General features: G+C 59.2%; 22 protein-coding genes. 13 read left to right on the top strand and 9 right to left on the bottom strand.

Annotation, left to right across the window (positions count from 1 at the left end):
* Positions 1 to 22 precede the first annotated feature (22 nt).
* From ptsN to BM344_RS04910, 8 genes are all read right to left on the bottom strand, one after another.
* Positions 23 to 493, bottom strand: coding sequence for a PTS IIA-like nitrogen regulatory protein PtsN (ptsN, locus tag BM344_RS04945; protein WP_091986674.1), 471 nt, complete (start codon positions 491 to 493; stop codon positions 23 to 25).
* An 87-nt stretch (positions 494 to 580) separates the two neighbouring features.
* Entirely contained in the window at positions 581 to 889 is a 309-nt protein-coding gene (gene hpf, locus BM344_RS04940; RefSeq protein ID WP_008170154.1) for a ribosome hibernation promoting factor, read from the bottom strand.
* Between the two features lie 103 nt (positions 890 to 992).
* Positions 993 to 2,522: an RNA polymerase factor sigma-54 gene (locus BM344_RS04935; protein ID WP_228143552.1), complete on the bottom strand. Its 1,530-nt coding sequence runs from the start codon at positions 2,520 to 2,522 to the stop codon at positions 993 to 995.
* A 149-nt stretch (positions 2,523 to 2,671) separates the two neighbouring features.
* Entirely contained in the window at positions 2,672 to 3,397 is a 726-nt protein-coding gene (lptB, locus tag BM344_RS04930) for an LPS export ABC transporter ATP-binding protein (protein ID WP_091986670.1), read from the bottom strand.
* 11 nt (positions 3,398 to 3,408) lie between these two features.
* Positions 3,409 to 3,942 carry a lipopolysaccharide transport periplasmic protein LptA gene (lptA, locus tag BM344_RS04925; protein WP_407656798.1) on the bottom strand — a complete coding sequence of 178 codons (534 nt, stop codon included), beginning with the start codon at positions 3,940 to 3,942 and terminating at the stop codon, positions 3,409 to 3,411.
* The gene (gene lptC, locus BM344_RS04920; protein WP_091986667.1) at positions 3,926 to 4,510 is read right to left on the bottom strand and encodes an LPS export ABC transporter periplasmic protein LptC; all 585 of its coding nucleotides are present in this window, start codon (positions 4,508 to 4,510) and stop codon (positions 3,926 to 3,928) included. Before lptC ends, lptA begins: the two co-directional genes overlap by 17 nt.
* Positions 4,507 to 5,082, bottom strand: coding sequence for a KdsC family phosphatase (locus BM344_RS04915; protein WP_167363212.1), 576 nt, complete (start codon positions 5,080 to 5,082; stop codon positions 4,507 to 4,509). The genes lptC and BM344_RS04915 overlap by 4 nt, the downstream gene beginning before the upstream one ends.
* A complete protein-coding gene (locus tag BM344_RS04910) occupies positions 5,082 to 5,936 on the bottom strand; it encodes a KpsF/GutQ family sugar-phosphate isomerase (RefSeq protein WP_407656843.1) in 855 nt (284 codons plus the stop codon). Before BM344_RS04910 ends, BM344_RS04915 begins: the two co-directional genes overlap by 1 nt.
* 351 nt (positions 5,937 to 6,287) lie before the next feature.
* Here BM344_RS04910 and BM344_RS04905 point away from each other — a divergent pair, with 351 nt between their 5' ends.
* The 11 genes from BM344_RS04905 (at position 6,288) to BM344_RS04855 (ending at position 15,351) form a co-directional block, all read left to right on the top strand.
* A complete protein-coding gene (locus BM344_RS04905) occupies positions 6,288 to 7,100 on the top strand; it encodes an ATP-binding cassette domain-containing protein (protein ID WP_091986664.1) in 813 nt (270 codons plus the stop codon).
* The gene (mlaE, locus tag BM344_RS04900; protein WP_091986662.1) at positions 7,097 to 7,879 is read left to right on the top strand and encodes a lipid asymmetry maintenance ABC transporter permease subunit MlaE; all 783 of its coding nucleotides are present in this window, start codon (positions 7,097 to 7,099) and stop codon (positions 7,877 to 7,879) included. The genes BM344_RS04905 and mlaE overlap by 4 nt, the downstream gene beginning before the upstream one ends.
* A gap of 34 nt (positions 7,880 to 7,913) precedes the next feature.
* The gene (gene mlaD, locus BM344_RS04895) at positions 7,914 to 8,363 is read left to right on the top strand and encodes an outer membrane lipid asymmetry maintenance protein MlaD (protein WP_091986659.1); all 450 of its coding nucleotides are present in this window, start codon (positions 7,914 to 7,916) and stop codon (positions 8,361 to 8,363) included.
* A gap of 33 nt (positions 8,364 to 8,396) precedes the next feature.
* Positions 8,397 to 9,050 (top strand): MlaC/ttg2D family ABC transporter substrate-binding protein, encoded by a 654-nt coding sequence (locus tag BM344_RS04890; RefSeq protein WP_091986656.1) that lies wholly within the window; start codon positions 8,397 to 8,399, stop codon positions 9,048 to 9,050.
* Positions 9,047 to 9,379: an STAS domain-containing protein gene (locus tag BM344_RS04885; RefSeq protein ID WP_091986654.1), complete on the top strand. Its 333-nt coding sequence runs from the start codon at positions 9,047 to 9,049 to the stop codon at positions 9,377 to 9,379. The genes BM344_RS04890 and BM344_RS04885 overlap by 4 nt, the downstream gene beginning before the upstream one ends.
* A gap of 105 nt (positions 9,380 to 9,484) precedes the next feature.
* Positions 9,485 to 9,727, top strand: coding sequence for a BolA family protein (locus BM344_RS04880; protein WP_091986651.1), 243 nt, complete (start codon positions 9,485 to 9,487; stop codon positions 9,725 to 9,727).
* 28 nt (positions 9,728 to 9,755) lie between these two features.
* Positions 9,756 to 11,018: a UDP-N-acetylglucosamine 1-carboxyvinyltransferase gene (murA, locus tag BM344_RS04875; RefSeq protein ID WP_091986648.1), complete on the top strand. Its 1,263-nt coding sequence runs from the start codon at positions 9,756 to 9,758 to the stop codon at positions 11,016 to 11,018.
* Between the two features lie 39 nt (positions 11,019 to 11,057).
* On the top strand, positions 11,058 to 11,705 hold the full coding sequence (hisG, locus tag BM344_RS04870; protein WP_091986646.1) for an ATP phosphoribosyltransferase: 648 nt from the start codon (positions 11,058 to 11,060) through the stop codon (positions 11,703 to 11,705).
* Between the two features lie 23 nt (positions 11,706 to 11,728).
* Entirely contained in the window at positions 11,729 to 13,033 is a 1,305-nt protein-coding gene (gene hisD, locus BM344_RS04865) for a histidinol dehydrogenase (protein WP_091986643.1), read from the top strand.
* 276 nt (positions 13,034 to 13,309) lie between these two features.
* The gene (gene hisC, locus BM344_RS04860) at positions 13,310 to 14,362 is read left to right on the top strand and encodes a histidinol-phosphate transaminase (RefSeq protein WP_091986640.1); all 1,053 of its coding nucleotides are present in this window, start codon (positions 13,310 to 13,312) and stop codon (positions 14,360 to 14,362) included.
* A gap of 245 nt (positions 14,363 to 14,607) precedes the next feature.
* Complete coding sequence (locus tag BM344_RS04855; protein WP_091986638.1) at positions 14,608 to 15,351, top strand: Nif3-like dinuclear metal center hexameric protein; 744 nt, start codon at positions 14,608 to 14,610, stop codon at positions 15,349 to 15,351.
* A 222-nt stretch (positions 15,352 to 15,573) separates the two neighbouring features.
* Here the strand turns inward: BM344_RS04855 and BM344_RS04850 are convergent, their stop codons facing one another.
* Complete coding sequence (locus BM344_RS04850; RefSeq protein WP_091986635.1) at positions 15,574 to 16,014, bottom strand: YhcB family protein; 441 nt, start codon at positions 16,012 to 16,014, stop codon at positions 15,574 to 15,576.
* A 232-nt stretch (positions 16,015 to 16,246) separates the two neighbouring features.
* Here BM344_RS04850 and zapE point away from each other — a divergent pair, with 232 nt between their 5' ends.
* Positions 16,247 to 17,344 carry a cell division protein ZapE gene (gene zapE / locus BM344_RS04845; protein ID WP_208603411.1) on the top strand — a complete coding sequence of 366 codons (1,098 nt, stop codon included), beginning with the start codon at positions 16,247 to 16,249 and terminating at the stop codon, positions 17,342 to 17,344.
* Positions 17,345 to 17,449: 105 nt separating this feature from the next.
* Positions 17,450 to 18,634: a thiolase family protein gene (locus tag BM344_RS04840; RefSeq protein WP_091986630.1), complete on the top strand. Its 1,185-nt coding sequence runs from the start codon at positions 17,450 to 17,452 to the stop codon at positions 18,632 to 18,634.
* Positions 18,635 to 18,914: the final 280 nt, after the last annotated feature.

The raw sequence follows: 18,914 nt of genomic DNA, 5'->3' as shown, positions 1-18,914 counted from the left end.
ACTTCCTCTGCTGTGGTAGCTCTCATCCGCCCGTAGCGGTCATGCGTTCGTAAAGCGTTCGGGCATCCTGGCACTGCCGGAGTCGGTCACAGAACGACCGCTCATTGAACTTTTCGGCCAGTTGGCTGAGAAGTTCGAGGTGCTCGCTGGTGGCCTCCTTGGGCACGATCAGCGCGAAAATCAGGTCGACCGGCTGATTATCGATGGCGTCGAAGTCGACGCTTTCCTCGAGGGTCATCAGCACGCCCACCACGTGATCCAGCCCTTCAAGCCGACAGTGCGGGATCGCAATACCCTGGCCAATGCCGGTGCTGCCCAGGCGCTCGCGGGCAATCAGATTGTTGAAAATCTGGGTTTCGCTGAGCGTGTTGTCCTGCTGGTTTATCTGCTCGGCAATAAACTCCAGGGCCCGTTTCTTGCTGGAGGCCGCGACCCTGCATAGGGTCAGCTCCGGCGCAAGAATGTTGTCTATGGTCAGGGATGTGTCGCTCATGGATCGACTGGGTTTCCGTTAAAAAAAAGGCTGCGACACGTCACTCGTGTCGCAGCTCGATTGTATGAATTACACCATAACAGCCGGTTAACGAGAGCCGTTTCCGTGCATCCGGTCTACATTCTTTTCCTTGTGCTTGAGGATCTGGCGGTCCAGCTTGTCGATCAGGGCATCGATGGCCGCGTACATGTCCTCGTTTTCCGCCTTTGCGTGAATCTCACCACCAACCACGTGCAGTGTGGCTTCCGCGATCTGGCGCACCTTTTCCACTTCCAGGGTAACCTGGCAGTTACTGATGTGGTCAAAGTGACGCTCGAGCTTCTCGAACTTCTCTGAAACGTAATCCTTGAGTGCGGGAGTCAGTTCTACGTGATGGCCTGAAATATTGAGTTGCATAGGCGTCTCCTGTTGTCATCGTGCCGGCTCCGGAGAGCCGGTCTGGGTGCAGGCGCCCTTGGCGCCGGCGAATACTGCGTTGCGTGCCGCTCCCCGTAAGGGATCAGACCAGCCGCTTGCGCTCGTTGGAAGGCGGAATGTGCATGGCCTCCCGGTATTTGGCAACGGTGCGTCGCGCAACCTTGATTCCCTGTTCTCCTAGCATGGCTGCAATTTTACTGTCGCTCAACGGCTTTTTGGGCGTCTCCGCGGCAATCAGCTTCTTGATCATGGCCCGGATTGCCGTTGAGGAGCATTCGCCGCCCTCGTCCGTGCTTACGTGGCTGGAGAAGAAATACTTCAGTTCGAAAATGCCCCTCGGGGTGTGCATGTACTTCTGGGTAGTGACCCTTGAGATAGTTGATTCATGCATCTCCACGGCCTGGGCAATGTCCGAGAGTATCAGAGGCTTCATGGCCTCCTCTCCATGGTCCAGGAACCCCTGCTGGTGCTCGACGATGCGCGTGGCCACCTTAAGTAGTGTTTCATTCCGGCTTTGCAGGCTCTTGATAAACCACTTCGCCTCCTGCAGCTGGTCCCGCAGATAGGTGTTGTCGGCGCTACTGTCTGCACGCCTTATAAGTGAAGCATAGCTTGCATTTACCCGAATGCGCGGGGCAATTTCCGGATTCAGTTCCACCCGCCAGCGGCCGTTGTGCTTGCGCACAATCACGTCTGGAATTACATAGTCTGGCTCGGCGCGGTCAATGACATCGCCCGGCCGCGGGTTCAGCCCGGTAATCAGTGCCAGTACTTCCCTGAGCTGATCTTCTTTCAGCCGGCTGCGTCGCAGCAACTGGGCGTAATCACGGTTGCCCAGCAGATTGATGTAGTGGGTGATCACCAGCCGGGCCTGGGCCAGCCAGGGAGTGTCCGGTGGCAACTGGTTGAGCTGGATGAGCAGGCACTCTTGAAGGTCCCGGGCGAAGACGCCTGGTGGGTCGAAGTGCTGCAGGCGGTGCAGCACCGCTTCCACTTCGTCCAGTTCGAGGGGATCTTCCTCAGCCTCATCCAGCAGCCCGGCGTGAATGTCTTCCAGGGAGCTGGTCAGGTAGCCGCGCTCATCCACCGCATCCATCAGGGCATGAGCAATGGCCTGGTCCCGTTCGCTCATGGGCGTGAGGTTCAGTTGCCACTCCAGGTGATCCTGCAGGGTTTCTGTCGGTGAGTTGCGAGTCTCGAAATCGTGGTCGTTCTCGTCGTCGTTACGGGCCGCCGGCGCGGGTGCGGACTGGTAAATATCGTCCCAGGCAGTATCGACCGGCAGGTCATCGGGGATGTTGTCGGGGATGTCGTTTTCCGAGGCCCAGTCCGGGCCGTTCTCGCTTTCGTCCCAGTCGGTCTGGGTTTCGGTCGGGGATTCGGCGGTGTGTTCCGAGGATTCGGATTCGCCCGATTCCGGGCCTTCGGAGGAGGCGTCAGGGTGGTCATCGTCCTCGGAGGTTTCCAGCATCGGGTTGGATTCCAGTGCCTGCTGGATTTCCTGCTGAAGGTCCAGGGTGGAAAGCTGTAGTAGCCGGATCGCCTGTTGCAGCTGGGGCGTCATGGTCAGGCTCTGACCCAGCTTTAACTGTAAAGAGGCTTTCATAACCATGGTTCAGGATCCGTCACTCATCAGCGCTTCGTGCCTTAGCCAGTAAAAAGTCGTTATATGCCGGTTACTTGCCTTGGGTTTCATTTACCCTAGCAAGTTCTTTGCCGAGTTTACTTGCTGCAGGTCATCAAAACAATCCGCACTTGGTATCACAGCCTGAATTCGTCGCCCAGATACACTTCCTTGACCTGTTGGTTGGCCAGGATGGCATCGGCGTTGCCGGAGGCAATAATGTGGCCGCCGGAAACGATATAGGCATTCTCGCAGATATCGAGGGTCTCTCGCACGTTGTGGTCGGTGATCAGTACCCCGATGCCCTTATCGCGCAAATGGCGAATGATGTGCTTGATGTCACTGACTGAAATCGGGTCAACACCTGCAAAGGGTTCGTCAAGCAGAATAAACGCCGGCTCCATGGCCAGGGCCCGGGCTATTTCCACCCGTCGCCGTTCGCCACCCGACAGCGCCATGCCGACACTGTCTCGAATGTGGGTGATGTGGAATTCTTCCAGCAGCTCCTCCAGCTTTTGCTCCCGCTCGGCGCGACCCATGCCCCGACGGGTTTCCAGGATGGCCATGATGTTGTCGCGAACCGACAGCTTGCGGAACACCGAGGCTTCCTGGGGCAGGTAGCCAATGCCCTTTTGGGCGCGACCGTGCATCGGCAGGGGGGTGATATCGCGGCTGTCGATGGTAATGCGGCCACGATCAGCGGGAACCAGCCCGACGATCATGTAGAAGCAGGTGGTTTTTCCCGCCCCATTGGGACCCAGGAGCCCGACAATCTCCCCGCTGCGGATTTCCAGGGAAACGTCAATGACCACCTTCTTCTGCTTGTAGCTTTTTGCCAGGTTGCTGGCTCTCAGAACTGCCATCGGAATCCTGTTTAATCAGTGCGGCTGTCGGTACTGCGTGGCTGTATGACCATTTCGACCCGGCCCGGTCCGGATCCTGTGTCGGTGCCACCTTCGGCGGTAACTACCCGGTCCTGGGTATCGTAATGAATGATGTTGCCCCGGAACAGGTTGCCATTCTGTTCAATGATGGCCTCCCGTTCAAAGGTGATGCGCTGATCGGTCGCAGACCAGGTGATGTTCAGGGCCCGTGCGTCGGTTTCGCCGTTACCGTCGCGGGCTGGCTGGCGGTACCTGGCCGGTTCTCCGGACGCTTCTATCCGGCTGAGCCCGTTTGCGTCCCGGTAGAGAACCACCCGCTCGGCATCCAGTCGGGTCTGACCCTGTTCCAGCTCGACATCGCCGGTGTAGGTTGCGATCCCCTTGGCATCGTCCAGGCGGGCGTTATCGGCCGTTACCTTGATCGGCGTGTCGGAATTGAGGTCGAAGGCGGCGGCCGGGGCCATGATCGCCAGTGATACCAGCGCAGCCGCCAGGCGCCGACGTACATTAGTTTCCGGTGTCATAATATCCTTCCACCTGGGAGTTCAGTTCCAGAATGCGCTCGTCTATCCATGCCTTCATGCCAACGGCGGTAGTAATGCCGGTCACATCCCGGATCTCCACCGGCGCGTCGGTGTATACCACGCCTTCGTTATTATCGAGGGTCAGTGTCCGGGTCGTCAGTGTGGTGTCCCGTTCACCGACGCTGCGGAGCACCTGTACATTGCCCGTAAGATACACCAGCTCCCGGTTCTGCATCAGCCGGCCACGATCCGCTTCAACAATCCAGGGCTGGGTGTCGGCATCGCCGTAGAGTTCCGCGCGCGGCGAATCCATGGTTGCCAGGTTTTTCTCTTCAAACTGCTCTATCCGCGGGCTTACAAACCGGATCTCAAGGTTTCCGGTTTCGTCGAACGACCGGTAGTTGCCATTGACCACAAAGCCGTCGGGCTCGGCATCGCCGCGCAGGGCTGCCGCCTCCTGGTCGACAACCGGCGCTTCGTCACTGCGCCAGAGCAGGAAAACCGCGGCCACAACCGTGCCGCCTAACGCCAGCATTCTCAGCCATGGCCGATCGGCAAACCAGTTCACGGCTGCGGCTCCAGATAGGGCTGAAGTGCGGCGTCGAGCTTACCCTGGGCGGCCAGGATGAGGTCGCAGGCTTCACGCACCGCCCCGGCACCGCCGTGGGCCTGAGTACAGTAGTCAGCGTGCTGTCTCACCAGCCAGTAGCCGTTGGGTACTGTCAGACCGAGGCCGACGAACCTCAGTGCCGGCAGGTCGGGCAGGTCGTCGCCCATATAGGCGATCGCATCCGGGGTAATGTCCATTGCCCCTACCAGTTCCTGAAGCGCCGCTTTCTTGTCTTCACGGCCCTGCATCAGGTGGGGGATGCCGAGGTCGCGCATCCGCTTTTCCGTCAGTGGAGACTGGCGGCCAGTAATTACCGCGACGGTGATGCCCGCCGCCATAAGCTGTTTCAGTCCCAGCCCATCAAGAATGTTGAACGCCTTCAGCTCGTCTCCCGTGGCACTGAAATACAGTCGCCCATCGCTCATGATGCCATCGACATCCAGGGCAATCAGACGTATCCGACGGGCTTTGGCGAGCAGGGCGTCCGGCCACCAGGCCATCATCGGGTGGGGTGTCGTGCTGTCGGCCATCAGATCACGCCCGCCCGCAACAGGTCATGCATGTTGATCGCGCCCACCAGGGCGCCGCCGTCGTCCAGTACGGGGAGGGCATTGATCTTCATTTCTTCCATGATGTTCAGGGCTTCCGCCGCCAGGTGATCGGCTTCGATGGTTTTGCCGTGTCGGGTCATGACCTCGCGGATGGGGGTGTTGTGAATATCCACCGAGCGGTCGAGTGTCCGCCGCAGGTCGCCGTCGGTAAATATTCCGGTAAGTTTGCCCTGGTCGTCCACCACGGTGGTCATACCCAGGCCCTTACGGGAAATTTCCAGCAGGGCGCCGCTGAGTGGCGTGCTCTCGTTTACCACCGGAATGCGATCGCCGGAATGCATGATGTCCGAGACTTTCAGCAGTAACCGCCGCCCGAGACTGCCACCCGGGTGGGAGAAAGCAAAGTCCTCGGCACTGAAACCGCGGGCCTCGAGCAGGGCCACGGCCAGCGCATCGCCCATGACCAGAGTCGCGGTAGTGGACGAGGTGGGAGCGAGGCCCAGCGGGCAGGCTTCCACTGCCACACTCACATCGAGGTTGGCCACTGCCTCCCGGGCGAGTGTGGAATTGGCGTTGCCGGTCATGCTGATCAGGGGAGCGCCCATGCGTTTGATCAGTGGCAGGATGGTAACCACCTCGCTGGTGTTGCCGCTGTTGGAGATGGCAATCACCACATCCTGGGGGGTGATCATGCCCATGTCGCCATGGCTGGCTTCGCCCGGATGCACAAAGAATGAGGGCGTGCCAGTGCTGGCCAGGGTGGCGGCGATCTTATTGCCAACGTGGCCGGACTTGCCCATGCCGGTAACCACAACCCGGCCCTTGCAGGCCATGATAACTTCGCATGCACGGTCGAACTGTTCGCCAATGCGGCCTTCGAGCGCGTCGATGGCGTCCCGCTCAATGCGGATGGCACGCAGGGCGGAGGTACGAAAGTCGGTTGCAGTCTGGTCGGTCATCGGGCTTGGGGCCTGGCTGTCGCGTCTCTGGGAAATGTCGCTGAAAAGTGACATCGAAAATTGTTCCCGGAGTATATCATTTTCAACGGCTAACGATGCCCGGTGATCGAAAGATCAGTCAAACTGATCATGGCGGTCAGTGGATTTCGGGTAGTATTTCGCCGCCATGGATTGAGCTTGGCGGCTCCTTGGCATAATGTAGCCCCACTTCGAAAGGTAAGGACTATGGATTCGCCGGCTTACATTACTCTCAAGGATGTCGTTTTTTCCCGTTCCGGACGCCGTATTTTCGATGGGATCACGCTGAGCATTCCCCGTGGCCGCATTACCGCCATCATGGGCCCCAGTGGTACCGGTAAAACCACGTTGCTGCGCCTGATTGGCGGGCAACTCAAGCCGGATTCCGGCCAGGTGGTAGTGGACGGACACGATGTGCCCCGGCTAAAGCGCAAGGCACTCTATACGCTGCGCGAGAACATGGGCATGCTGTTCCAGAGTGGGGCTCTGTTCACGGATCTGTCGGTGTATGAAAATGTGGCGTTTCCGCTGCGAGTTCACACCCGCCTGCCAGAGGACATGATTCGGGACATCGTATTGATGAAACTTGAGGCAGTCGGCCTGCGCGGTGCGCGCCATCTGATGCCATCCGAACTGTCCGGGGGCATGACCCGCAGGGTCGCACTCGCCCGCAGTATTGCCCTGGATCCTGAGCTGATCATGTACGACGAGCCCTTCGCTGGCCAGGATCCCATTGCCATGGGTGTGCTGGTGAAACTGATCCGCGATCTGAACAGCTCCATGGGCCTGACCAGTGTGCTGGTATCCCACGATGTGCCCGAATCCCTGAGCATCTGCCATTACGCCTGCATCATCTCCGACGGGAAGGTCATCGGTGAGGGTACGCCCGAGCAGTTGCGGGAACATCCGTCTGAACAGGTCCAGCAGTTCCTCCAGGGGCAACCGGACGGGCCCGTACCCTTCCATTACCCGGCCGACGACGCCGGCCGGGACTTCGGTTTCTCCGGGGGTGGTGTGTGATCGACAGAGTCGCAGCCCTGGGTCGCCTTGGCCTGAATATTGTCGCCTCCTTCGGGCGCTCTGGTCGTTTCCTTGCAGGAGTCCTCGGAGGTGTGCCCAAACCGGCAACCGGGTTCCCGCTGCTGGTGCGGCAGCTGTACGCAGTAGGAGTGCTGTCCCTCGCCATTATCGTGGTGTCCGGATTGTTCATTGGCATGGTGCTGGGGCTGCAGGGTTACACCATTCTCAGTGACTATGGCTCAGAGTCTGCCATTGGCCAGATGATTGCCCTGACTCTGGTCCGGGAACTGGGCCCGGTGGTGACCGCGCTGCTGTTCGCCGGCAGGGCTGGTTCCGCGTTGACAGCCGAGATTGGCCTGATGAAAGCCACCGAGCAGTTGTCCAGCATGGAAATGATGGGGGTTGATCCGCTGCGTCGGGTTATTGCGCCGCGTCTGTGGGCCGGTTTCATCGCTATGCCGGTATTGGCCGTGATCTTTTCTGTGGTTGGCATCTGGGGTGGCATGCTGGTGGGTGTCGACTGGCTGGGCGTGTTCGAGGGGTCGTTCTGGGGCAACATGCAGTCTTCGGTCGATTTCGTGGACGATGTCCTCAATGGCGTGATCAAGAGCATCGTTTTCGGCTTTGTGTGTGCCTGGATTGCGGTGTATCAGGGGTATGATTGTGTTCCGACCTCCGCGGGCATCAGCTCGGCGACTACCAAGACCGTGGTGTATTCCTCGCTGGCTGTTCTGGGGCTGGATTTTGTATTGACCGCCGTGATGTTCGGCGATTTCTGAAACCATCGATAACGGGATTTCAACGGAGCCGGAAATGGCACAGAGAACCACTGAAATCATTGTTGGCCTGTTCATGATTGCAGGCTGTGCGGGGCTGCTGTTCCTGGCGTTACAGGTAAGCGGGCTGTCACCCAAATCGGCCGGGGATACCTATACCATTTACGCCAACTTCAACGACACCGGTGGTCTGACGCCGCGCGGCAGGGTGTCCATGGCGGGCGTCACGGTGGGCACCATCGAGTCCATCGCCCTCGACAAGGACACCTTTCAGGCCCGGGTGACCATGTCCATCGATTCGAACGTGGATAACATTCCCGCTGACAGTTCCGCAGTAATACGTACATCCGGCCTGTTGGGAGAGCAGTACATTGATATTTCCGTTGGCGCGGATATGGAATCCCTGAAAGAGGGCGACACCTTCTACTCAACCCAGTCGGCCATGAACCTTGAGCGACTGATCAGTAACTTCGCATCGGGTCGGTGATTCAGGCCGGAAAAGACTACACAGGAGATCGGGATGTTTGTTTTCAGAATCCACACACTGCTGGGCCTGGTGCTGGCCCTGTTTCTGGCGTCTGCCGTCCATGCCAGCGAGGCCGAAGACCTGCGCGAGTACGTGGATGCCAATACCCAGAGACTGGTGGATAAGCTCAACCGGGAGCGTGGCCTGTATGACAAGGACCCGGAAGCCTTCTATCGGAAAATGGACGAGGCACTGTCGGATTTTGTTGATTTTCGGCGGATCGCCGCCCGAGTGATGGGCCGGTACGCACGTCAGACAACCCCCGAGCAACGTGATGAGTTCGTGGTCAAGTTCAAGCGCAGTCTGTTCGACAGTTACGCGCAGGCGCTGGTCAGTGCCGAGGAATTCGAAATCAACGTGCAGAGTGCCACCATCAATCCTCAGGACAGCGGCCGGGCCTCCGTGCAGATGGAAGTGGTCACCGCGTCGGGTAACCGCTACCCGGTAACCTATTCCATGTACAAGACCGATAGTGGTCAGTGGATGATGGAGAACGTGATCGTTGAGGGCGTGAACATTGGTCTGGCTTTCCGCGACCGGTTCAGCCAGGAAATGGAAGAGAACCGAGGCAGGATCCAGGCGGTGATCGACGGCTGGAGCGATGCTATCCAGTCCCTCAATCTTGAGCAGGAAGTGGACAAGTCATGAGCCCGTCGGCGCCGCTGGCCCGGCTGTCGGACGGTGTCCTGGTTGTCTCGGGCTTTGTGGACTTCGACAGCGTTGTCGCCCTGCGAAAACAGGGCGAAGCGCTGATTGCCAGTTGCTCCCGGGCGCTGACGGTAGACCTGGAGGCTCTGGAGAACGCGCACAGTGTCGTTCTGTCTCTTCTGCTGTGTTGGCGCCGCCTGGCGGCAGGCCGGAATATCGAGCTGTCCTTCCGTGGTGTCAGCGACAGGTTGGCGTCGCTGGCTGCACTCAGCAATCTGGAAGAGGAGTTGCCCGGTTTTGCACCGGGATCCGACATCGCCACTCACTGAAAGCCTACGGTTTCGCCGCCCCTCATTACTGCATGGTAAAGCTGACCCGGGCGCCGTAATTGGTTACAATCTCGCCCCTGATTTCCAAACACCCGAGGTTTTTCTATGGATGCCAACCAAGTCACCGAGCTGGTCAAGGAATCCTTCCCTGACTGCGACGTGCAGGTACAGGTTGACGGTACCCATTATCTGGTTGTGGTCGTGGGCGATGTGTTTGAAGGCCTGTCCACCATCAAGCGCCAGCAGCTGATCAACAAGGCGCTGTTCCAGCAGGTAATGGATGGCACAATCCACGCACTTCACCCGCGCGCGTTCACGCCGGCCGAATGGGCAGATCGCCAGGGCTGAACCGCCCGAACAAGACAGGATATTCATTGTGGACAAACTTCTGATCAGGGGGCGCAAGCCCCTGGATGGTGAAATCCGGATTTCCGGTGCCAAGAACGCCGCGCTGCCAATCCTGGCGGCAACCCTGCTCGCGGACGAGCCGGTGACCGTCGGCAACCTGCCGCACCTGAACGACATCACCACCATGATCGAGCTGCTCGGCCGCATGGGCGTGGAGCTGATGATTGATGAAAAGATGAGCGTGGAGATCCACGCCAACACCATCAAGCATTTCCACGCACCTTACGAGCTGGTAAAAACCATGCGTGCCTCCATTCTGGTGCTGGGCCCGCTGGTGGCGCACTTCGGTGAGGCGGAAGTGTCCCTTCCTGGTGGTTGTGCCATTGGCAGCCGGCCCGTGAACCTGCACATCCACGGCCTGGAAATGATGGGCGCGGATATCAAGGTTGAGAACGGCTACATCAAGGCGAAGAGCAACGGGCGCCTCAAAGGTGCTCATATCTTCCTGGACACGGTCACGGTTACCGGCACCGAGAACCTGATGATGGCTGCGGCCCTCGCTGATGGTAAAACCATTCTCGAAAACGCCGCCCGAGAGCCGGAAGTGGTGGATCTGGCCGAGTGCCTGATTGCCATGGGCGCCGACATCAAGGGGCACGGCACCGCAACCATCGAAATCAATGGCGTTGAACGCCTGCACGGCTGCCACTACAACGTGCTGCCGGACCGGGTCGAAACCGGTACCTATCTGGTGGCTGCCGCCGCTACTGGCGGTCGGGTCAAGCTCAAGGACACCCGAGAAGACCTGCTGGAAGCGGTTCTTCTCAAGCTGGAAGAAGCCGGCGCCCATATCAGCACAGGTCCGGACTGGATTGAGCTCGACATGAAGGGCAACCGCCCGAAAGCGGTAAGCCTGCGCACCGCGCCTTATCCGGCGTTTCCCACCGACATGCAGGCCCAGTTTGCGGCCATGAATGCCGTGGCGGAAGGCTCCGGAACCATTGTCGAGACGGTGTTCGAGAATCGCTTCATGCACCTGCAGGAGCTGATCCGCATGGGTGCAGACATCACACTCGAAGGCAATGCCGCCATCATCAAGGGGGTGGACCACCTGACCGGGGCACCGGTGATGGCCACTGACCTGCGGGCGTCAGCCAGTCTGGTCATTGCCGGCCTGGTGGCCGACGGAGACACAATCGTTGACCGCATTTACCACATTGATCGTGGTTACGAGTGTATTGAAGAGAAGCTTCAGCTGCTGGGCGCCAGTATCCGCCGCCTGCCGGCCTGAGACACCCAACCAGACATTACAGGGAAACCGGAAGAACTGATGACAGATTCCATCACCATCGCCTTGTCGAAGGGAAGAATCCTGGAGGAAACCCTGCCGTTGCTGGCGGAGGCGGGCATCGAGCTGGTCGACGACGTCAAGAAATCCCGCAAGCTGGTGTTCCCGACCACCGACCCGCAAGTGAGGGTGCTGATCCTGCGGGCTACGGACGTGCCCACCTACGTTCAGTACGGCGGCGCCGACCTGGGCGTGACCGGTAAGGATGTTCTTATGGAGCATGGTGGTGAGGGACTGTACGAGCCGCTGGATCTCAACATCTCCCGATGCCGACTGATGACCGCCGGGCCGAAGAACCAGACCCCACCTGCCGGTCGTATCAAGGTGGCGACCAAATTCGTGAATCTGGCCCGTCGGTATTATTCAGCCCAGGGTCGCCAGGCCGACATCATCAAGCTCTATGGCGCGATGGAACTGGCGCCGATCCTCGGGCTGGCGGATGAGATCGTCGATATCGTGGACACCGGTAACACCCTCAAGGCCAACGGTCTTGAGGCCAGGGAACTGATTGAACATATCAGCAGCCGCTTGGTGGTGAATCGTGCGTCCATGAAGATGAAACACGCGCGGATTAACCCCATAATCGAAAAGATGTCGGCAGCCGTTGAGAAACGACGAGAGCCGCAATAGAGCCTGGTTACAGGATGAGAGATATGACCGTAAGCATCAAACGACTGAACGCCTCACAAAGTGACTTCGACATTGCTTTGGCCAAATTGCTGGCCTGGGACGACAGTGTTGATCATCAGGTGAACGAGTCGGTGCGTCATATCCTGCATCAAGTGAAAACCCGAGGTGATCAGGCGGTTCTGGAATTTACCGAGAAGTTCGACCGCTTGAAGGTCGGCTCCGTTGCCGAACTGGAAATGGATCAGAGCCGTTTGCAGCAGGCGTTGGAAGCGATTCCCCAAGACCAGCGCGTGGCGCTTGAGAAAGCGGCCGAGCGAATTCGGGATTACCACGAACGGCAGAACCAGAAGTCTTGGCAATACGAGGACGAGGACGGCACTGTGCTGGGCCAAAAGGTAACGCCGCTGGATCGGGCCGGCCTGTATGTGCCTGGTGGAAAGGCTGCGTATCCCTCGTCGGTGTTGATGAACGCCATTCCCGCAAAAGTGGCCGGTGTGAGCGAAGTCATCATGGTGGTGCCCACGCCGGATGGCGTAGTGAATGACATGGTGCTGGCAGCAGCCGCCATTGCCGGCGTTGACCGGGTATTCACCGTGGGGGGCGCCCAGGCGGTTGCCGCGCTGGCCTACGGCACCGAAACCATTCCCGCCGTCGACAAGATTGTCGGCCCCGGCAACATCTTCGTGGCCACCGCCAAGCGGGAAGTCTTTGGTGTGGTTGGCATCGACATGATTGCCGGTCCGTCCGAGATTCTGGTGATCTGCGACGGCAACACCGATCCGGACTGGATCGCCATGGACCTGTTCTCCCAGGCCGAACATGACGAACAGGCCCAGTCCATCCTTATCAGCCCGGATGCGGACTTCCTGGATGCGGTGGAAGCGAGTATCAACAAACTGCTGCCGACCATGGAACGCGCCAACATCATCCGCACCTCCGTGACTGACCGGGCGGCCCTGATTCAGGTCGCAGACCTGAAAGAAGCGGCCGCCGTCTCCAACCGGATTGCCCCCGAGCACCTGGAGCTTTCCGTGGAGAATCCTGAAGCCCTGCTTGAGGACATCCGCCACGCCGGCGCCATCTTCATGGGCCGCTACACCGCTGAGGCCCTGGGTGACTACTGCGCCGGCCCCAACCACGTGCTGCCCACCAGTGGGACGGCCCGGTTCTCTTCGCCGCTGGGCGTTTACGATTTCCAGAAGCGGTCCTCCATCATCGGCTTCAGCGCCGCGGGTGCGGATCGGATGGGTCGCGTGGCGTCGGTTCTGGCGAGGGGTGAGGGGTTAACGGCCCACGCCCGGTCGGCGGAGTATCGAATTAAGGAATGACGTTCGTTGTCGGACGGCGTGTTGCAGGTCCGACATAGGTTTATCTCCCCAAGTATGCAGGGCGGCGAGCAGGTCAATCTCCGAGAATGTCGGCGGCCATGGATGGCCGGCGCCAAGCGCACATGGGCGAAGCAAGCGCTTTAGAAGCGAAGCTTCGCGCGCAGCGTAGCGACAGCAATCTGTGATTGCTGGCTGGACCCGCTTGCGGGTGCTCGTAGCGGTTCTCGGAGATTGACCTGCCCGTTGCCCGTCTGCACCAAATGGAGTGCAATACAGATGAGCAGATTCTGGAGCCCCTTAGTCAAAGACCTGGTTCCATACGTCCCGGGCGAGCAGCCCAAAATGGCCAAACTGGTAAAGCTGAACACCAACGAAAACCCGTTCGGCCCATCACCCAAGGTCATCGAAGCCATCCAGGCGGAATTGAACGACAGCCTGCGCCTCTATCCGGACCCGGAAGGCGAAAGCCTGCGCCAGACTATCGCCACCTACCACGGCGTTCAGCCAAACCAGGTTTTCCTGGGCAATGGCTCGGACGAAGTGCTGGCGCACATCTTCTACGGCTTGTTCCAGCACGGCGAGCCGATTCTGTTTCCAGACATTACCTACAGCTTCTACCCGGTGTACTGCGGCCTCTACGGGATCCCGAGCAAGGTGGTGGCACTCACCGAAAGCTTCGAAATCAATCCGGCGGACTTCAAGCAGCCCAATGGCGGCGTGATCTTCCCCAACCCGAACGCGCCTACCGGCCGGTATCTGGGGTTGGAGCACGTTGAAGAGATTCTGGTGGCCAATCCGGATCGCGTGGTGGTCGTCGACGAGGCCTACATCGATTTCGGCGGTGAAACGGCCATTACCCTGATAGACAAATACCCGAATCTGCTGGTTTCCCAGACCCTCTCCAAGGCCCGCTCTCTGGCCGGCCTGCGAGTCGGCTTTGCCGTGGGACATCCGGATCTGATTGAAGCCCTGAATCGAGTCAAGAACAGCTTCAACAGCTACCCGCTGGACCGCCTGGCACTGGCCGGTGCCAAGGCCGCCTATGAAGACGAGGCCTGGTTCCGGAAGTGCTGCGAGGGCGTGATTTCCGAGCGTGAGCGGGTGACGGCCGCCCTCGAAAATCTGGGTTTTGAGGTGTTACCGTCCAAGGCGAACTTCATCTTCGCCCGCCACAAAGAGCAGTCCGGCGAGGCTTTGGCTCGAGGCCTTCGGGAGCAGGGCATTATCGTTCGGCACTTCAACAAACCCAGAATCAGCGATTTTCTGCGGATTACCATTGGTACTGCGGAACAGAATGATGCTTTGATTTCTGGTTTGGAATCGCTCTAGCCTTTTGGGTATGGAGGCTGCGGAAGGCAGGCACCCCTTTCCGGGAAACGCCACGAGCACCCGCAAGCGGGTCCAGCCAGCAATCACAGATTGCTGTCGCTACGCGGCGCGCGAAGCTTCGCTTCTAAAACGCTTGCTTCGCCCATGTGCGCTTGACGGCGGCCATCCCTGGCCGCCGACATTCCCGGAAAGGGGTGCCTGCCTTCCTCGTTCAATTTCTCAGAGATAGTCCGGAGCGCAACTGTATGGCTAATCGAATCGATATTCTGAACAAAATCAACGAATGGCTCCAGCCAGAGAATTTCCAGGATTACTGCCCCAACGGACTACAAGTAGAGGGCAAATCCGACGTAAAAACCATCATCTCCGGTGTTACCGCCTCCAAAGCCCTCATCGAAGCCGCCATTGACGCCCACGCCGACATGATCCTGGTACACCACGGCTATTTCTGGAAAGGCGAGGATCAGCGCATTCAGGGCATGAAGCGTGAGCGCCTGAAGCAGCTTCTGGATAACGACATCAACCTGGTGGCCTACCACCTGCCGCTGGACGACCACCCGGAGTATGGCAACAACCGCCGACTGGCCGACGTTCTGGATATCCGGAATGCGCGACCGCTGGGCGGTCTGGTCTGGGAAGGCGAACTCGCGGAACCCATGTCGCCGGAGGCATTCGGTCGGCACATCGCCGAGCAGCTCCATCGCGAGCCCCTCTGGGTTGGCGAGGGACCGTCGATGATCAAGCGGGTAGGGTGGTGCACCGGTGCGGCCCAGGGGTTCATCAATAACGCTCTGGATGCCGGACTGGATGCGTACATCAGCGGTGAAATCTCCGAGCCGACTACCCATACCGCCAGGGAGTGTGGTATCCACTACTACGCTGCTGGCCATCATGCGACAGAGCGTTATGGTGTGCAGGCGCTCGGGAAGGCGTTAGCAGAAGAATTTGGATTGATTCACAAGTTTATCGACTGTGATAACCCGGTCTGATGCTTGCGTCGAGGTCGGGCCTGTAGCGAATTGCACAGAGATGGCGGGAGCGAGGTAAGAGCCCCTTTCCGGGAATGTCGGCGGCCAAGGATGGCCGACGTCAAGCGCACATGGATGTGCTCGTAGCGGTTCCCGGAAAGGGGCTCTTACCTTGCTCCCTTCCCGAACTCAGCAGGCTTGAAGAGGCGTGACTCCAAAGCTATCGCCAGGCAGTTGAACTGCTCAGGCCTGCTGAGCCTTGTCACCCTTCTTGAGCCCGAAATCTTCCGCCAAAGTACCAGAAGCCTTGGGATCGGTCTTCGGCGCATAGTCCCGAGGTGGCTCGGCGGCGTCCTCGCGGACCTCTTCCAGACGCTTCTTGGACGTTTCCTGAGCCAGCTCCTCCATCCACTCCTCGTCGTTACACAGACGATTCGCACCGCGTGCCATATGCTGGTTCACATCCCGGTAGGCATCATTGAACCGGCGCAGCAGATGGGCCGACTCCATGAAATGTTCATTCACCTGGGCCTGGTAGCGGGTGTACTCGCTTCTCAGTTCCTCAATCTGCTGTTCCGCCCGGCGCTGCCGAAGCGTCGTTCCCTGACCGGAACGGCCAACAAATACCCCGATGACAATGCCAACAACCAAAGCGGCAATCGCTGCCAGAATCAGGTTTGTCATATGCTGTGTCGTCCTTTTACCTAGAAGTGAGCCAAGCTCCAGTACCACGAGTATAACGCCCCGGGCTCCATCATCCCATGATTGCCGGTTGCGCCTATCGTCGTATTGCTCCTGTCGGTGTCCAACGTGGCGAAAAATCGCCAAATGCGAGACAATACGGCGCCCAAATTCACGACCAACCTCCGGGAACTTCTTGATGACAGCTGCGATGTCCTCCGAAACCAGTGCGAACCTGACCCCCTGGCAACGTTACCAGAAGGATCTTGAACGCCCGGATTTCCAGAAGGACGCTGCCCAGGAAGATGCCGTCAAACGCCTGCAGTCACTGTACGACAAACTGGTGGAAGCCGAAAGGGATCGTAACAAGCCCATGGCCAAGCTGCGCCGCAAACTGAGCAAGGGACGCGAAGAGCCGGTGAAGGGCCTGTACTTCTGGGGCGGGGTTGGCCGTGGCAAAACCTACCTGATGGACACCTTCTACGAATCGCTGCCGTTTGACCGCAAGATGCGGGTCCACTTTCACCGGTTCATGCAGCGGGTCCATAACGAGCTGAAAAACCTCAAGGGCGAAAAGAACCCGCTGGAGCTGGTATCAAAGAAGTTTGCCGATGAAACCCGGGTCATCTGCTTCGACGAATTCTTTGTCTCCGACATTGGCGATGCCATGATCCTGGCCACCTTGATGGACGGCCTGTTCAGCCGGGGCGTCACCCTGGTGTGTACTTCCAATATTGTGCCCGATGGCCTCTACAAAGATGGCTTGCAGCGCGCACGATTTCTGCCGGCCATTGATCTGGTAAAGAAGCACACCGAAGTGGTGAACGTTGATGGCGGCGTGGATTACCGGTTGCGTACCCTGGAGCAGGCTGAACTGTTCCATTCGCCGTTGGACGAAGAAGCCGACGTCAGCCTGCGCAAGAGCTTCGACGCCCTGGCGGTAGAAGCCGGCAAACACAGCAAGACCATGGAGATCAATGGCCGCAAGATTCCCGCCCAGGCCCATGCGGATGACGTGGTCTGGTTCGACTTCAAGGACGTGTGCGACGGCCCCCGAAGCCAGAACGACTACATCGAAATGGCCCGGCAGTTCCATGCCATCATTATCAGCAATGTGCCTGTGCTGGGTAATGACAAGGACGACCAGGCCCGCCGGTTCATCAACATGATCGACGAATTCTACGACCGCAACGTCAAGGTGATTATCTCGGCTGCGGCGCCCATCACCGAGCTCTATGCCGGTGGTCGACTGGGCTTTGAATTCGAGCGTACCGAATCCCGCCTGCTGGAAATGCAGTCCCGGGAATACCTCGAAGCACCTCATAAACCATAAGAAAAGACCCATGAGAACAGGCGGGACTGACGGAGCGGCGGCACACCGTTGGTGGCACCGTTCCTGAACCCTGACCTGCCAGACAAACGACAGAGAGATTCATGTATGAGCAGTGACAACGTAGTAATTGTGAGCGGCGTGCGAACACCGATGGGCGGCTTCCAGGGCAGCCTGGCGAGCGTTACCGCCCCCGACCTGGGTGCTATTACCATCGCCGAGGCGGTCAAGCGTGCCGGTCTTCAGCCAGCTGATGTTCAGGAAGTGATCATGGGCAACGTACTGCCCGCAGGCCTTAAACAGGGCCCGGCCCGCCAGGCCATGCGCAAGGCCGGACTTCCGGACCACACCGGCGCCACCACCATCAACAAACTCTGTGGCTCGGGCATGAAAGCCGCCATGTTCGCACACGACCTGATCAAGGCGGGCAGCAACGACATCATGGTTGCCGGTGGCATGGAAAGCATGTCCAACGCGCCTTACGTGTTGCAGGGCGTGCGCAGCGGCTACCGAATGGGGCCCGGTCAGGCGCCGCAGGACCACATGTTCCTGGACGGTCTGGAAGACGCCGAGACCGGTCGTTTGATGGGCGCTTTTGCCCAGGAAATGGCTGACAAGAAGGGCTATACCCGCGAGGAGATGGACGAATACGCCATCCGCTCCCTGACCCGCGCCAAGAAGGCCATCGAAGAAGGCCTGCTGAAGGACGAGATCATCCCGGTCACCGTCAAGACCCGCAAGGGCGACTTGGTAGTGGAAGACGACGAGCAGCCCCACAACGCCAACATCGAAAAAATCCCGACCCTGCGTCCGGCCTTTGCCAAAGACGGCACCGTGACTGCCGCCAACGCGTCCTCCATTTCTGACGGCGCCTCAGCGCTGGTGCTCATGCGCGAATCCGAGGCGGAAAAACGCGGCCTCAAGCCTCTGGCCCGGATCGTCGGCCACAGCACTCAGTCCCAGCACCCGTCCGAGTTCACCTGTGCCCCGGTCGGTGCCATTGAGACCCTGTTTGCCAAAACCGGCTGGAGCAAAGACGACGTTGACCTGTTCGAGATCAATGAGGCCTTCGCCATGGTGGCCATGATGCCAATCCGCGAACTGGGCCTGGATCCGGAGAAGGTCAACGTCCACGGCGGCGCCTGCGCCCAGGGCCACCCGGTCGGCTCCACCGGCTCCCGCCTTCTGGTTACGCTGATGTACGCCCTCCAGCGCTACGGTAAGAAAAAAGGCGTTGCCGCGCTCTGTATCGGCGGCGGCGAAGCCACAGCTATGGCCATCGAAATGCTCTGAACCTGGGAGTGTGGCAGGGGCGGGAGCCTTTCCCGAAACACGCTGTAAATACGTCCCTGTACGCTTGACGGCAGCATCCATGCTGCCGACAGTTCTGGGAAAGGCTCCCGCCCCTGCCAAGCAGACCTCCGTTTAGACGTCCCGGAAACTGCTTTTTCGCGCGCTCCGTTGAAAGCGAACTCAATGGCCTGGCGTTGAGCGGATGAATGTTTCTCCGGGAATGTCGGCGGCCAAGGATGGCCGACGTCAAGCGCACATGGATGTGCTTGTAGCGGTTCCC

The sequence above is a fragment of the Marinobacter gudaonensis genome (genome assembly GCF_900115175.1).
Classification (GTDB): domain Bacteria; phylum Pseudomonadota; class Gammaproteobacteria; order Pseudomonadales; family Oleiphilaceae; genus Marinobacter; species Marinobacter gudaonensis.
The sequence above is the reverse complement of the archived record's forward strand: the minus strand, read 5'-3'. Positions and strand labels throughout refer to the sequence as shown.